General features: G+C 57.9%; 14 protein-coding genes. 8 read left to right on the top strand and 6 right to left on the bottom strand.

From position 1 onward, the window contains the following. Window positions 1–149 precede the first annotated feature (149 nt). Window positions 150–2,303, top strand: coding sequence for a polyribonucleotide nucleotidyltransferase (pnp, locus tag ACXAH3_RS09075; protein WP_474861752.1), 2,154 nt, complete (start codon window positions 150–152; stop codon window positions 2,301–2,303). A gap of 141 nt (window positions 2,304–2,444) precedes the next feature. After that, the gene (locus tag ACXAH3_RS09070) at window positions 2,445–3,062 is read left to right on the top strand and encodes a pyridoxamine 5'-phosphate oxidase family protein (protein ID WP_474861751.1); all 618 of its coding nucleotides are present in this window, start codon (window positions 2,445–2,447) and stop codon (window positions 3,060–3,062) included. Between the two features lie 41 nt (window positions 3,063–3,103). Here ACXAH3_RS09070 and ACXAH3_RS09065 read toward each other — a convergent pair whose 3' ends face one another. Together ACXAH3_RS09065 and ACXAH3_RS09060 are read right to left on the bottom strand one after the other, a co-directional pair. Then, window positions 3,104–3,547 carry a nuclear transport factor 2 family protein gene (locus ACXAH3_RS09065; RefSeq protein WP_474861750.1) on the bottom strand — a complete coding sequence of 148 codons (444 nt, stop codon included), beginning with the start codon at window positions 3,545–3,547 and terminating at the stop codon, window positions 3,104–3,106. Window positions 3,548–3,553: 6 nt separating this feature from the next. Beyond that, entirely contained in the window at window positions 3,554–3,880 is a 327-nt protein-coding gene (locus tag ACXAH3_RS09060) for a nuclear transport factor 2 family protein (RefSeq protein ID WP_474861749.1), read from the bottom strand. A 92-nt stretch (window positions 3,881–3,972) separates the two neighbouring features. Here ACXAH3_RS09060 and ACXAH3_RS09055 point away from each other — a divergent pair, with 92 nt between their 5' ends. After that, the gene (locus tag ACXAH3_RS09055) at window positions 3,973–4,341 is read left to right on the top strand and encodes a winged helix-turn-helix transcriptional regulator (RefSeq protein ID WP_474861748.1); all 369 of its coding nucleotides are present in this window, start codon (window positions 3,973–3,975) and stop codon (window positions 4,339–4,341) included. Between the two features lie 3 nt (window positions 4,342–4,344). On the opposite strand, the gene ACXAH3_RS09050 is transcribed toward ACXAH3_RS09055, so the two are convergent. Then, window positions 4,345–5,079 (bottom strand): metallophosphoesterase, encoded by a 735-nt coding sequence (locus tag ACXAH3_RS09050; RefSeq protein WP_474861747.1) that lies wholly within the window; start codon window positions 5,077–5,079, stop codon window positions 4,345–4,347. Between the two features lie 110 nt (window positions 5,080–5,189). Between ACXAH3_RS09050 and ACXAH3_RS09045 the strand changes: the two genes are divergently transcribed. Beyond that, the gene (locus tag ACXAH3_RS09045) at window positions 5,190–5,873 is read left to right on the top strand and encodes an aquaporin (protein ID WP_474861746.1); all 684 of its coding nucleotides are present in this window, start codon (window positions 5,190–5,192) and stop codon (window positions 5,871–5,873) included. A gap of 54 nt (window positions 5,874–5,927) precedes the next feature. On the opposite strand, the gene serA is transcribed toward ACXAH3_RS09045, so the two are convergent. Next, a complete protein-coding gene (serA, locus tag ACXAH3_RS09040) occupies window positions 5,928–7,520 on the bottom strand; it encodes a phosphoglycerate dehydrogenase (protein WP_474861745.1) in 1,593 nt (530 codons plus the stop codon). 66 nt (window positions 7,521–7,586) lie between these two features. Then, a complete protein-coding gene (locus ACXAH3_RS09035) occupies window positions 7,587–8,732 on the bottom strand; it encodes a phosphoserine transaminase (RefSeq protein WP_474861744.1) in 1,146 nt (381 codons plus the stop codon). Window positions 8,733–8,995: 263 nt separating this feature from the next. Between ACXAH3_RS09035 and serB the strand changes: the two genes are divergently transcribed. Both serB and ACXAH3_RS09025 read left to right on the top strand, forming a co-directional pair. After that, a complete protein-coding gene (serB, locus tag ACXAH3_RS09030; RefSeq protein ID WP_474861743.1) occupies window positions 8,996–9,874 on the top strand; it encodes a phosphoserine phosphatase SerB in 879 nt (292 codons plus the stop codon). After that, entirely contained in the window at window positions 9,867–10,625 is a 759-nt protein-coding gene (locus tag ACXAH3_RS09025) for a TSUP family transporter (RefSeq protein ID WP_474861742.1), read from the top strand. Before serB ends, ACXAH3_RS09025 begins: the two co-directional genes overlap by 8 nt. A gap of 8 nt (window positions 10,626–10,633) precedes the next feature. Here the strand turns inward: ACXAH3_RS09025 and ACXAH3_RS09020 are convergent, their stop codons facing one another. After that, the gene (locus ACXAH3_RS09020; protein WP_474861741.1) at window positions 10,634–11,638 is read right to left on the bottom strand and encodes an asparaginase; all 1,005 of its coding nucleotides are present in this window, start codon (window positions 11,636–11,638) and stop codon (window positions 10,634–10,636) included. 184 nt (window positions 11,639–11,822) lie between these two features. On the opposite strand from ACXAH3_RS09020, the gene ACXAH3_RS09015 reads away from it, so the two are divergent. Next, on the top strand, window positions 11,823–12,350 hold the full coding sequence (locus tag ACXAH3_RS09015) for an invasion associated locus B family protein (RefSeq protein ID WP_474861740.1): 528 nt from the start codon (window positions 11,823–11,825) through the stop codon (window positions 12,348–12,350). Window positions 12,351–12,455: 105 nt separating this feature from the next. Then, on the top strand, window positions 12,456–13,643 hold the full coding sequence (rlmN, locus tag ACXAH3_RS09010; RefSeq protein ID WP_474861739.1) for a dual-specificity RNA methyltransferase RlmN: 1,188 nt from the start codon (window positions 12,456–12,458) through the stop codon (window positions 13,641–13,643). Window positions 13,644–13,652 lie beyond the last annotated feature (9 nt).

The following is a 13,652-nucleotide window of genomic DNA, read 5'->3' as shown; positions in this document are numbered from 1 at the left end:
AACCCCTTGTTTTCCTGTATGGCGCACGCATCTGAGACGTGACGCTTCGACCCCGGCGCATGAAAAAGGTAGAGGGGTCGGTGGCAATGGGGCCACCATGAAAACGGAAGACCCGGAGGGCCGGGAGCGCTTCCAACTAGGAAAACATGATGTTTGACGTAACCAAAAAAACGATGGAGTGGGGCGAAGAAACCCTCACTCTGGAAACGGGCAAGGTTGCCCGTCAGGCCGACGGCACAGTCATCGCCACTCTGGGCGAGACTTCCGTTATGGCCAACGTGACCTTCGCGAAGGCACAGAAGCCCGGTCAGGACTTCTTCCCGCTGACGGTTCACTATAACGAAAAATACTATGCCGCTGGTAAAATTCCCGGTGGCTTCTTCAAACGCGAAGCGCGTCCGACCGAAAAAGAGACGCTGACCTCGCGCCTGATCGACCGTCCGATCCGCCCGCTGTTCGTTCCCGGCTTCAAAAACGAAGTTCTGGTGATCTGTACTGTTCTGTCGCACGACCTTGTCAACGATCCCGACATCGTTGCAATGATCGCTGCTTCGGCTGCTCTGACCATTTCGGGCGCCCCCTTCATGGGTCCGATCGGTGCAGCACGTGTTGGCTTTGAGGACGGCGAATACGTTCTGAACCCGACTTGCGACGACATGCATCAGCTGCGCAACAACCCAGACCAGCGTCTGGACCTTGTTGTGGCTGGCACCAAAGACGCCGTGATGATGGTGGAATCGGAAGCTTACGAGCTGACCGAAGCTGAAATGCTGGGCGCTGTAAACTTCGCGCACGAGCAAATCCAGCCAGTCATCGACCTGATCATTGATCTGGCCGAAGACGCTGCGAAAGAGCCGTTCGACTTCCAGCCTGCTGACTATTCGGACCTCTATGCCGCTGTGAAAGCCGTTGGCGAAGACAAGATCCGCGCAGCTTACGGCAATACCGACAAGCAAGAACGTGTCGCAGCCGTAAACGCTGCCAAAGAGGAAATCGTCGCCGCTCTGACCGAAGAGCAGCAAGAAGACGAGAACCTTGGTTCGGCTCTGAAGAAACTGGAAAGCTCGGTTGTACGCGGCGACGTCGTGAAAACCGGCAAGCGTATCGACGGTCGCGCACTGGACACCGTGCGACCGATCGTATCGGAAGCAGGCATTCTGCCCCGTACGCACGGTTCGGCCTTGTTCACCCGCGGCGAGACCCAAGGTCTGGTTGTGACAACTCTGGGCACCGGCGACGACGAACAGATGATCGACGCGCTGACCGGCACCTACAAATCGAACTTTATGCTGCACTATAACTTCCCGCCCTATTCGGTCGGCGAAGTTGGTCGCTTTGGTTTCACCGGTCGTCGTGAAATCGGTCACGGCAAGCTCGCATGGCGTGCACTGCAGGCCGTTCTGCCGACCCCGACCGACTTCCCTTACACCATCCGCGTTGTGTCCGAGATCACCGAGTCGAACGGCTCGTCCTCGATGGCATCGGTTTGCGGTGGTTCGCTGTCCATGATGGACGCCGCTGTTCCGCTGAAAGCTCCGGTAGCTGGTGTTGCTATGGGTCTGATCCTGGAAGATGACGGTTCGTACGCTGTTCTGACCGACATTCTGGGTGACGAAGATCACCTGGGTGACATGGACTTCAAAGTGGCTGGTACCGAAGACGGCATCACGTCCTTGCAGATGGACATCAAGGTCGCAGGCATCACGCCCGAGATCATGGAGAAAGCCCTGGCACAAGCCAAGGAAGGCCGTCTGCACATTTTGAACGAGATGAACAAAGCGCTATCAGAAGGCCGTCAGGAATTCTCGGCACACGCACCGCGCATCGAGACCATGAACATCCCAACCGACAAGATCCGTGAAGTGATCGGCTCGGGCGGTAAGGTCATCCGCGAAATCGTTGAAGTATCGGGCGCTAAGGTCGACATCAACGACGACGGCGTGATCAAGATCGCATCGCCCAACGGCGACGCCATCGCCAAGGCTTACGAGATGATCCACTCGATCGTCGCCGAGCCGGAAGAAGGCGCGATTTACACCGGTAAGGTCGTGAAGATCGTCGACTTCGGCGCCTTCGTGAACTTCTTCGGCAAGCGCGACGGCCTTGTGCACGTATCCCAGATCGAAAACCGCCGCCTGAACCATCCTTCGGACGTTCTGAAGGAAGGACAAGAAGTCAAAGTCAAACTGCTTGGCTTCGACGACCGCGGCAAGGTTCGCCTGTCGATGAAAGTGGTCGATCAGGAAACCGGCGAAGAGGTTGCTCCTGAGCCGAAGAAAAAGAAAGAAGATGCTGACGATTAATCTGTCGCTCTAACTTCAAGTTCGAAAGCCCCGGTGGAAACACCGGGGCTTTTTCGTTCACGCTTGCGTATGCACGAAAGTCTACATGCGTCGTCCCGCGCCGGTTTGCTATTCTTCTTTAACGCAAAAAGGAGTGTGCCGATGGAAAACTATGCAGACCTGATGTTCCGCGGCAAAGTCGCTGACCTGCAAAAAGACGAGGGCAGCCACGACAAATACATGGCGGTCTATCCGCGGCGTACCCAGAAAGAGCTTGGACCGGACGATCTGCGGTTTATCCAATCGCGGGAAAGTTTCTATATCGCCAGTGTAAGTCCGGACGGTTGGCCCTATGTCCAACATCGCGGAGGCCCTCCGGGCTTTCTGCGTGCGATTGGGTCCAATAGGCTGGCATGTCTCGATTACGTCGGCAATCGGCAGTTCATCACGATGGGCCATGTGGCGGACGACCCGCGCGTGTCGCTGTTCCTAATGGATTACATGAACCGTGCGCGATTGAAAATTCAGGGCCGCGCAAGCCTGCTTTCGCTTGAAGATGCGGATCAGGACATTGTCAGCCAGTTCTCGCTTGAAGGCGTCCCGGCCCAGCGCCTGCTGGTCATAGATGTTGTCGCGCTGGATTGGAACTGCCCCAAATACATACCGGCGCTGATCCCGGTGCAGGTCGCTAACGAGGCAACGGACAACTATACGCTTGAGCTGCAAAAAGAAGTGGCGAAGTTGAAGGCTGAACTGGCGCTCGTGAAGTCCCAGAAGTGAAATGACCCCGGCGATGTGCCGGAGCCATTCAGTTGCGATACTTAGAACTTGCCGTTCTCATGCGCCATTTCGGCAGGGATCTCGGAGATCGTGTCCCAGTGCTCGACAATCTTGCCATCGCCCACGCGGAACAGGTCGAAGAACGCGGTGTCTTGTGTACCCAGTTTCCCTTCAGACGCGGTGAAGACGAAGTTGCCATCGGCGACAACCATATGGGTCTCTTCATATTTCATCGCGTTGCCGGATTCCGCCATCGCTTGGATCGCAGCGCCCAGCCCGTCCAGCCCGTTGCCCACCATCGGGTTATGCTGGATATAGGTCTCGGTCGAGATGTAGTCGGTGATCTTTTCAGGCGCTGCACCGTAAAGCACATCTGCAAGGAACCCTTCGACCAATGCTTTATTTTCGGCGGTCTTTTCCTTGTCCGTCACCTGGGTCACACCGTCAGTCATCGAGTTACCCGATACGGTCTGATCTGCAGGCACAGCGGCTTACAGGTTGTCCCAATGCTCGGCCAATTTGCCGTCTGCGACGCGAAACACATCAAACGCCACCAGAGTATCACCACCAAAGGCCTGTGCGTTGTTATAGGTCGAGTGCAGAACCACCAGATCGCCCTCGGAGATCACGCGGTGCACATCGGCGTTCAAGCCACTTTCTTTCAAGGCCGGCAGGAAGCCCAAGATGGGGGCCGCACCGGTGGGAACGGCGGGATTGTGCTGGATATAGCCCTCTTTCAACAGCTTCCCGGCAGCATCCGGATCGAAGTCCACAAACAGGGCAGTCAGCGCGGCAAGTACGGTTTCAGTCGGGGTCATTTCGAAGTCCTTTCGAATCAGTTGTTCTCTCTGATCCGAGTAGGTATTATTTTTGAACCAAGTATCAATTACGCACTATTTAGGAACTAGGTATGGTCAAAGTAACCGCCCTTACGAAAGACGAGGCCGACAACTGCCCGGTCCGGCAGGTTCTGTCGCAAGTTACAGGCAAATGGCAGATGCTGATCATCTTCGCGCTGGAAGACGATCCCCTTCGGTTTGGCGCATTGAAGCGCGAGGTTGGTGACATCACCCAGCGCGTGCTGACCGAGAACCTTCGCAAAATGGAACGTGACGGGTATCTGACCCGCACCGTGGACGCGGGGCCTCCGGTTTCCGTCACCTATGCGCTGACGGGTTTGGGTGAAGAGCTGTGTGGCCACCTAAAGCCGCTGCTGTTCTGGGCAGCCGAACGGCACCCGGATGTTACGCGTTCACGCGCTGCCTTCGCGGCCGAGTAAGCCCTAACGCAAGATCTCTTGCCGCCCATCCGGGCCAAGCAGCCACGCATCCCGACCCTCGATCACCACGGCCGAGATGGCTTTCCCGTGCCCTGCCCCAGTGTCGATGTTCAAGCGGTTGTCATAGTGCGTGACTGCGTCCACAGGCGTGTGACCGTGCACGATCAGAGGGCCGTGATCGGCGTTGGATTGGTGGAACTCCTTGCGGATCCAGCACAGGTCGTCCTCGGTCTGCTGATCCAAGGGCACACCCGGACGTATGCCCGCATGGGCAAAATACAGATCGCCCAACTGATAGTGCGACGGCAGGCTCGCCAGATAGTCCCGATGGTTTTCGGGCACGGCTGCGCGGGCCTTGGGATGCAGCTGATAGGTACGGATGCCTTCGGGCACCTCGACCCCATAGCTGGCCAGCGTTTCGATCCCGCCGATCCGTGTGTGTAGCCAATTGTAATCATACAGAAGTTGGGTATCGACCATGGGCTGTTCGCGCAGGAACATCCCCATCATCCGGTCGTGATTGCCTTTCAGCACCACCCAGTTCTCGCCGCGCGCCTGTCCCGCGATCAGATACTCGATCACGCCTTTGCTGTCCGGGCCACGGTCCACAAGGTCGCCGATATGCACCACAGGCGCATCTGTATCGCCACAGCGCGCGCGATCTTCGGCGATCAACGCATGCGCCATTTCTAGCTTGTCCAGATGGCCGTGAATGTCTCCGATCGCATAGGCGCGCATGATGCTTGTTCCACATATGGGTTTCGTTGTTGCAAAATTCCTCGCGACCACCGCGTTTGTCCAGCGCAGAATAGGATCAGACAAGAGTAATGGACGAGTGAATTTTTCTTATGAAACATGCAGTAGCAGAGTTTATTGGCACCATGACCTTGGTGCTATTCGGATGTGGTGCCGCCGTCATCGCGGGTGCCGACATCGGCCTGACCGGCATCAGCTTTGCCTTCGGCCTTGCCCTGATTGGCATGGCCTATGGGATCGGCAGCGTGTCCGGTTGTCATATCAACCCGGCAGTGACCATCGGTGCCGTGATTGCCGGACGTTTGCCCAGCGCCAAGGCTTTGACGTACATCCTTGCCCAAATTGCAGGGGCCGTCTCTGGGGCCGCAATCCTCTACATCATCGCAACCGGTAAAGGTGGTGGATACGACGTCTCGACATCAGGCCTTGGTCAAAACGGTTGGGGCACCGGGTATCTGGGCGAGTACAATATGACCGCAGCATTTGTGTTCGAATTGGTTGCGACTTTTCTGTTTGTCGTTGTGATCCTTGGATCAACCGGGGCCGGAGCTCCCACCGCCGTGGCTGGCATGGCCATTGGCCTGACCCTGGTCGTGATCCACCTGGTTGGCATCAACGTCACAGGCGTATCAGTGAACCCAGCGCGATCGTTTGGCCCTGCCCTGTTCGCAGGTGGTCACGCCCTTAGCCAGTTGTGGCTGTTCATCGTTGCCCCGGTGCTGGGCGCTATTGTGGCGGGCATTCTGTTCAAATCTGGCTTGCTCGACGCAGAGTGATCCATAAACAAGAAAAGCCCCGGAATTCCGGGGCTTTTCGCTTTTCTCTATGACTTAAACGTCGAACTCAAGCGGGCTGACCGTATTGAACATGCCAGTATCGCGCAGCTTTTTCAGGATCGGCTCGGGGATCGGGTTGTCCACGTAAAGCAGCGCAATCGCGTCGCCTCCGGTTTCCTTACGGCCCAGGGTAAAGTTGGCGATGTTCACACCGTTCTCCCCCATGGTTTTTCCCAACATACCAATGATGCCCGGCACATCGTCGTTGGTTGTGTACAGCATGTGGTTTCCGATCTCGGCGTCGATATTGATGCCTTTGATCTGGATGAAACGCGGTTTGCCATCCGAGAAGACTGTCCCTGCGATAGAACGCTCACGGTTTTCGGTCACCACGGTCACTTTGATGTAACCATCAAACGTGCCGCCTTTGGCCTGCGTGGTGGTCGAGGTCTTGATGCCGCGATCAGCCGCAACAACAGGTGCCGACACCATGTTTACGTCAGGCGTTTGCGGCTTCATCAAACCTGCAATAACGGCGCAATCCAGAGCCTTCAGGTTCATCTCGGACGCAACACCATCGTAAAGGATGTTCACAGCCTTGATCGGCTCGTCGGTCATCTGACCAACGAAGGCACCCAGATGCTCGGCCAGTTTGATCCACGGACCCATGACCTTAGCTTCTTCAGCAGTCACAGACGGCATGTTCAGCGCGTTCTGAACGGCACCTGTCAGCAGGTAATCCGACATCTGTTCCGCCACCTGCAACGCCACGTTTTCCTGCGCTTCAGTCGTTGCCGCGCCAAGGTGCGGCGTACAGACCACGTTGGGCAGGTTGAACAGCGGGTTTTCAGTCGCGGGCTCTTCGGCGAACACGTCGAAGGCCGCACCGGCCACGTGACCCGATTTCAGCAGGTCGGCCAAAGCTTCTTCGTCCACCAAACCGCCGCGGGCACAGTTGATGATCCGCACACCGGCCTTGGTTTTCAGCAGGTTCTCTCGGCTTAGGATGTTCTTGGTCGCGTCGATCAGCGGCACGTGCAAGGTGATGAAGTCAGCGCGAGCCAACAGCTCGTCCAACTCGACCTTCTCAACGCCCATGCTGTCGGCTTTCTCTTCCGACAGGAAGGGGTCATAGGCGACCACTTTCATTTTCAGGCCAAGCGCACGGTCGCACACGATCCCACCAATGTTGCCCGCACCAATGACGCCCAGCGTCTTGTTGGTCAGCTCAACACCCATGAATTTGGACTTTTCCCACTTGCCTGCATGGGTCGACGCCGAGGCCTCGGGGATCTGACGCGCCACGGCGAACATCATCGCAATCGCGTGTTCGGCGGTGGTGATCATGTTGCCGAATGGCGTATTCATCACGATCACACCAGCCTTCGAGGCAGCAACTTTGTCTACGTTGTCGGTACCGATGCCGGCGCGTCCAACGACTTTCAGATTGGTCGCGGCTTCAAGGATTTTATCGGTGACTTTGGTGGCCGAGCGGATTGCCAAACCGTCATATTCCCCGATCTTAGCAAGCAAAGCGTCTTTGTCTTTGCCCAGGGTCGGCTCGAAGTCGACTTCGATGCCACGATCACGGAAAATTTGAACGGCGGTTTCCGAAAGCTTGTCGGATACGAGTACTTTGGGGGCCATGTGTTTGGTCCTTTTCACAAAGATGTATGGGGGTGGCCTCGCGCATCAGCACGCGAGGCAAATGTCTTACTGAGCTTCGATTTCGGCGTTGAACGCCCAATCGAGCCACGGCATCAACGCAGCCACATCGGATGCTTCGACCGTACCGCCACACCAAATGCGCAGACCGGCAGGGGCGTCACGATAAGCGCCAACATCCAGCGCCACACCTTCGGCTTCCAGACGCTTGGCCACGGCTTTCGCGAAAGTAGCGCCATCTTTGATGCGGTCGTCAGTGAACTTAACGCATACAGACGTGTTGGAACTTGTCGCTTCGTCTTCTGCAAGGAACTCGATCCAATCGGTTGCCTCGACGAATTTTGTGACTTCGGCGGTGTTGGCGTCAGCACGTTTGATCAGACCTTCCAGCCCGCCAACCGAACGCGCCCAATCGAGAGCAAACAGATAGTCCTCAACCGCCAGCATCGATGGCGTATTGATGGTCGCACCAGTAAAGATGCCTTCGATCAGCTTGCCGCCTTTGGTCAGGCGGAAGATCTTCGGCAGGGGCCAAGCAGGGGTATAGCTTTCCAGACGCTCAACAGCGCGGGGACTTAGGATCAGGATGCCGTGTGCAGCCTCGCCGCCCAGCACTTTCTGCCAAGAGAAGGTGGTCACATCCAACTTGTCCCACGGCAGGTCCATCGCAAACGCGGCCGAGGTCGCGTCACAGATGGTCAAACCTTCGCGGTCATCCGCAATCCAGTTACCATTCGGAACACGCACGCCCGAGGTGGTGCCGTTCCAAGTGAAAACAACGTCATTGGCGAAATCGACCGAGGCCAGATCAGGCAGTTGGCCGTAATCGGCGGTTTTGGCGATGGCGTCGATTTTCAACTGTTTCACCACATCGGTGACCCAGCCTGCGCCGAAGCTTTCCCATGCCAGCATCTCGACCTTGCGGGCGCCCAGAAGCGACCACAGCGCCATTTCAACCGCGCCGGTGTCTGACGCGGGAACGATGCCGATCTTGTAATCAGCGGGGATGCCCAGAACCTCGCGCGTGCCTTCGATGGCCGCTTTCAGCTTGTCCTTGCCGATGGCGGCACGGTGCGAGCGACCCAAGGCGGCATCGGCCAAGGCATCAAGTGTCCATGTGGGGGGTTTGGCGCAGGGGCCAGAGGAAAAACGCGGATTTTCCGGCCGCGCTGCCGGTTTCGAAATATCAGTCATGATACCCTCGCAGATATATGCCCTTCGTTGGGGAAGGGTGTCCCACGGACCGTGGTAAGGGGCGTTTTCGCGCTGCACAAGCAAAAAAATGTCGGAACTGTCACCCGAGGGGTCGAAAACGGGCCGCGTTTGACCACTATCGGAAACTTGCGTCGCGGCTGGAAACACGGGTTTTACGTGGGTCTAGCGGATTTGCGCTTGTGAAACGGGCGCGAGGTGGCGCATGAAACGGGCAATTGAAATGACCACCCAAAGGCCCGTCCATGTTTATCGTAACGCTGATCGCCTCGCCATCTGCCCGCAATCTTGAACCGGCTTTGGTCGAAAACCTGCGTAACGCTTGGGGTGGAGGGGACGCGGATTGGCTGGCCCCGGACGAAGCGGCCGAATTTCCGCTGGAGGCCATGCCCGACAATCGCTGGGACGTTTGGGAGGATCTGCAAAAACTGGGCATCGATCTAATCGTTTTGCCTGCCGAGGGGCGCAAGAAGAAGATGCTGCTGGCGGATATGGATTCGACCATGATCCAGCAAGAATGCATCGACGAATTGGCAGACGAGGCCGGTGTAGGTGAGCGCGTCAAAGACGTCACCGCGCGCGCAATGAACGGAGAGCTGGACTTTGAGGGTGCGCTGACCGAACGGGTTGGGCTTCTGAAAGGTCTGCCCGAAAGCGTCATTGACGACGTGCTGGCCAATCGCATCACTTTGATGCCGGGGGGTAAGGCTCTGCTGGCGACGATGAAGGCGGGCGGGGCCTATGCCGCGCTGGTGTCCGGCGGGTTCACAGCCTTCACCGCCCATGTCGCCGCCACGCTGGGCTTTGACGAGAACCGCGCCAACACACTGAACGTCGAGGGTGGCGCGCTGACCGGCACGGTGGGCATGCCCATTCTGGGCCGCGAAGCCAAAGTGCAGGCGCTGAAAGAAATCACCGCCCGCCTTGGCCTGTCGCATGACGACGTGATGGCCGTGGGCGACGGCGCCAATGACCTTGGGATGCTAGGCCTTGCTGGCGCTGGAGTTGCGCTGCACGCCAAGCCATCCGTCGCCGCAGAATGCGATATCCGCATCAATCATGGCGACCTGACGGCGCTTCTCTATATCCAAGGCTTTGCGAAGTCAGACTTCGTAAATGGCTGATTTCTCGGCAGAAATCTTGCTGTTCCTGCTAGCCGCTGGCTTCGTGGCAGGCTTCATCGACAGTATCGCAGGGGGCGGTGGCCTGATCACAGTCCCGGCGCTTTTGATCGCAGGAGTACCTCCGGTCACGGCGCTGGCCACCAACAAGGTGCAAGGGCTGTTTGGCGCAGGGATGGCAGCAGTGACATATGCCCGCGAGGGCCATGTGAACCTGCGCAGGCAGGTAAAACCCGCCGTCCTGTCCTTTGCCGCAGCGCTGTTGGGGGCGCTGTCCGTCAACGCTTTGCCGCTAGAATTGATCCGCTGGATCCTACCCATCCTGATGGTCGCAATCGCTCTGTTTTTCGCGCTGAAACCGGGACTGGATGATGCAGACCGCCACCAGCGCCTTTCCCCGACCTTGTTCACGCTGACATTTGTGCCTCTGATCGGCTTTTACGATGGGTTGCTTGGCCCCGGAACGGGCGCGTTTTTCATGCTCGCCTTCGTTGCGACGGCAGGCCAAGGCATCCTGAAAGCCACGGCACACACGAAGCTTCTGAACTTCGCGTCGAATGTGGGCGGGTTGGCTGGGTTTTTGCTGGTGCTCTCGCCGCTGTGGGTTATCGGGCTGGCAATGGGCGCAGCTCAAATGGCCGGCGCTTATGTCGGGTCGTCGCTGGCGTCCCGCATCGGCGCGCGGTTGATCAAACCCCTTCTGGTGATCGCCTCATCCGCCATGGCGTTGAAGCTGATCACCGACTTGGTTTGATAGGGCGCTTAAAGCGCTAGAACGGTCTCGGACGGGCGTATGAAACCCGTGTTCAGACCCGCAAAATTCAAAACATCCGGGTTCAGACGCTTCTTCACATCCGGATGCGCTGGATCCAGCACACCCAACTTCACCAAGATCGCCGCGATCGCGCATTCCGAGGCCCGGGTCGAACCGTCCTCGATCTTCAGCGCAACGCCCATCTCAAGTTCAGGGATAATCGCGACAAAGAACGCCTCGGCCCCGGTTTTCACCGCAACTTTGCCGGGGGCCGAGCGCATAAGCTCGGTGCAGGCGCGCGTTTCACCGGCGACAAGATCGGGATGCAGCATCATTGCTTCACGCAGACGAACCGATGCTTTCTGACGAGCATCGCCACTTTCCTTTGCAGCGGCGAACCCGGCCATCGCGCGCCCCATGCCCAAAAGGGTGCTGGCGTGGTTCGGGGCAGAGCAACCGTCGATACCGTAACCGGGACTGACCTCGCCCGTGACTTCTTCAAACGCTTGCTTGATCGCCACTTGAATTGGGTGATCCGCGTCCACATAATCCGGGTCACTTACCCCCATATGGCGGCTAAGTGTCAGGAACCCAGCGTGCTTGCCCGAGCAGTTGTTGTGAATGCGGCAGGGGCTATCGTCGGTTTTGATCAGGCCAACTTTGGCAGGCTTATCATCAGGCCATTGCGGACCACAGCGCAGGTCGTCATTGCCCAAACCCATATCCGACAACCACCGCGACACGCGCTCGGTGTGGATGGCCGCGCCTTGGTGGCTGGCACAGGACAGGGCAAGCTGTTCCGTGGTCAGCCCAGCCGCATCCGCAGCCCCGCTTTCCACCAACGGCAGCGCTTGCAACATCTTCGCCGACGAGCGCGGCAAGATCACCTGATCCGGGTCGCCCCATGCATGCACAATCGCGCCGGTTTTATCGACCACAACCGCATGTCCCCGGTGCTGGCTTTCCAAAATGCCGCCGCGCCAGACCTCGACCAGACGTTCCGCCTTACTCATATCGCTCTCCTTCGGCCCGAAAACACGCGGAAATCCGCCGCCGGGGCTTTCATTACCCTGTCTTTTGACGCTAAACTGCGCGTGCAGACATGGAAACGACCTGAGCGTTCTGGTCAAGGGCCACTTAAGATGGCCGGGGACAGCGCAAAGGTCCGAGGCAGAGGCAGCGGAGGCTGTATTAGACATGAATCGTTTGATTTTAGGTGCAATTGGTGCCTTTGGCTTGTCGGTGGCAGCGGCAGGCGCAATGGCGCAGGAAAGTTCGAACCGGGTGGCCGCGAACACCGATTGGAGCGTTTTCGTCGAGAATAACCCGACCGAGTGCTGGAGTGTCTCCAGCCCGAAGGAAACCGTGAACACCAAAAACGGCCGCGCCGTTGCGGTAAAACGCAGCGATATCCTGCTATTTGTCAGCTATCGTCCCAGCAGCGACGTGAAGGGCGAAGTGTCGTTCACAGGTGGCTATCCGTTCGCGCCCGGCTCGACCGTGGGGTTGACCATCGGCAGCAACAGCTTCCAATTGTTCACCGACGGTGAATGGGCTTGGTCTGCCAGCCCCGCGGATGATGCAAAAATCATCAGTGCGATGAAGGGCGGCGCAAAGGCGGTTCTGTCGGCGCAATCATCACGCGGCACCAAAACGCAGGACACGTTCAGCTTGTTGGGCTTCACCGCTGCGGTGGACGAAGCCGGGAAGCGCTGCACCAACTAAACCGAACTGATCGACGCGTTATGCCACGCGGGGGTGAAAACCTTCGCGTGACAAGCTATATGTGTTTCCCTATAAGCTGCCGCCTTGCACAGTAAGGAACGCGACATGGACCCCAAGGCCCCGATTACTCAGGATGTGATGACTCTTCCCCGCAAAGAAGAGCCTAGCGACAAGCGCAATCTTGTCGGGATGACGCGTGACCAGATGCGCGATGCGTTGATCGACATGGGCACGCCCGAAAAGCAGGCCAAGATGCGCACAGGCCAAATTTGGCAGTGGATCTATCAGTGGGGCAAACGCGACTTTGCCGACATGACCAATCTGGCCAAAGCCTACCGCGCGCAACTGGCCGAGCATTTCACCATTGAAATTCCCGAGGTCGTGACCCGTCAGGTGTCGGAAGACGGCACCCGAAAGTACCTGTGCCGCATCGCCGGCGGTCACGAGGTCGAGGTCGTCTATATCCCCGAAGAAGGCCGCGGCACACTGTGCATTTCCAGCCAAGTCGGCTGCACGCTGACCTGTTCTTTCTGCCACACCGGCACCCAGAAACTGGTGCGCAACCTGACCGCTGGTGAAATCATTGGTCAGGTGATGATGGCCCGCGACGATCTGGACGAATGGCCCGTTCCCGGGGAACCCAAGGACGAAACGCGCCTTCTGTCGAACATCGTTCTGATGGGCATGGGCGAGCCGCTTTATAACTTCGACAACGTGCGCGACGCGATGAAGATCGCAATGGACGCCGAGGGCATTCAGCTGTCGCGCCGTCGGATCACCCTATCGACCTCTGGCGTGGTACCGGAAATCGCCCGAACCGCCGAGGAAATCGGCTGTCTGCTGGCGATCAGCTTCCACGCCACCACGGATGACGTGCGCGATGTGCTGGTTCCGATCAACAAACGCTGGAATATCGAGGAATTGCTGGGGGCACTGTCCGCCTATCCCAAGGTTTCGAATAGCGAACGGATCACGTTTGAATACGTGATGCTGGATGGCGTGAATGACTCGGACGAAGACGCGCACCGTCTGATCGAACATATCAAGCGCCACAACATCCCCGCCAAAATCAACCTGATCCCGTTCAACGAATGGCCCGGCGCGCCCTATAAGCGGTCGTCAAACAACCGCATCCGCGCCTTTGCCAACATCATCTATCAGGCGGGATACGCCAGCCCTATCCGCAAAACCCGCGGCGAGGATATCATGGCAGCCTGTGGTCAGTTGAAGTCCGCGACCGAGCGTGCGCGCAAGTCGCGTAAGCAGATCGAGGCGGAAGCCGGGCTCAACTAAGGCCTGTGT

The organism is Aliiroseovarius sp. ABM4_368 (assembly GCF_056161205.1).
The sequence above is the reverse complement of the archived record's forward strand: the minus strand, read 5'-3'. Positions and strand labels throughout refer to the sequence as shown.

Excerpts from the sequence above, each read along its gene's own strand:
- serB (WP_474861743.1), top strand. The coding sequence starts at position 8,996 with ATGTTTATCGTAACGCTGATCGCCTCGCCATCTGCCCGCAATCTTGAA.
- ACXAH3_RS09050 (WP_474861747.1), bottom strand. The coding sequence starts at position 5,079 with ATGCGCGCCTATGCGATCGGAGACATTCACGGCCATCTGGACAAGCTA.
- rlmN (WP_474861739.1), top strand. The coding sequence starts at position 12,456 with ATGGACCCCAAGGCCCCGATTACTCAGGATGTGATGACTCTTCCCCGC.
- ACXAH3_RS09035 (WP_474861744.1), bottom strand. The coding sequence starts at position 8,732 with ATGACTGATATTTCGAAACCGGCAGCGCGGCCGGAAAATCCGCGTTTT.
- ACXAH3_RS09070 (WP_474861751.1), top strand. The coding sequence starts at position 2,445 with ATGGAAAACTATGCAGACCTGATGTTCCGCGGCAAAGTCGCTGACCTG.
- ACXAH3_RS09055 (WP_474861748.1), top strand. The coding sequence starts at position 3,973 with ATGGTCAAAGTAACCGCCCTTACGAAAGACGAGGCCGACAACTGCCCG.
- ACXAH3_RS09045 (WP_474861746.1), top strand. The coding sequence starts at position 5,190 with ATGAAACATGCAGTAGCAGAGTTTATTGGCACCATGACCTTGGTGCTA.
- ACXAH3_RS09060 (WP_474861749.1), bottom strand. The coding sequence starts at position 3,880 with ATGACCCCGACTGAAACCGTACTTGCCGCGCTGACTGCCCTGTTTGTG.
- ACXAH3_RS09025 (WP_474861742.1), top strand. The coding sequence starts at position 9,867 with ATGGCTGATTTCTCGGCAGAAATCTTGCTGTTCCTGCTAGCCGCTGGC.
- ACXAH3_RS09015 (WP_474861740.1), top strand. The coding sequence starts at position 11,823 with ATGAATCGTTTGATTTTAGGTGCAATTGGTGCCTTTGGCTTGTCGGTG.
- pnp (WP_474861752.1), top strand. The coding sequence starts at position 150 with ATGTTTGACGTAACCAAAAAAACGATGGAGTGGGGCGAAGAAACCCTC.
- ACXAH3_RS09020 (WP_474861741.1), bottom strand. The coding sequence starts at position 11,638 with ATGAGTAAGGCGGAACGTCTGGTCGAGGTCTGGCGCGGCGGCATTTTG.
- serA (WP_474861745.1), bottom strand. The coding sequence starts at position 7,520 with ATGGCCCCCAAAGTACTCGTATCCGACAAGCTTTCGGAAACCGCCGTT.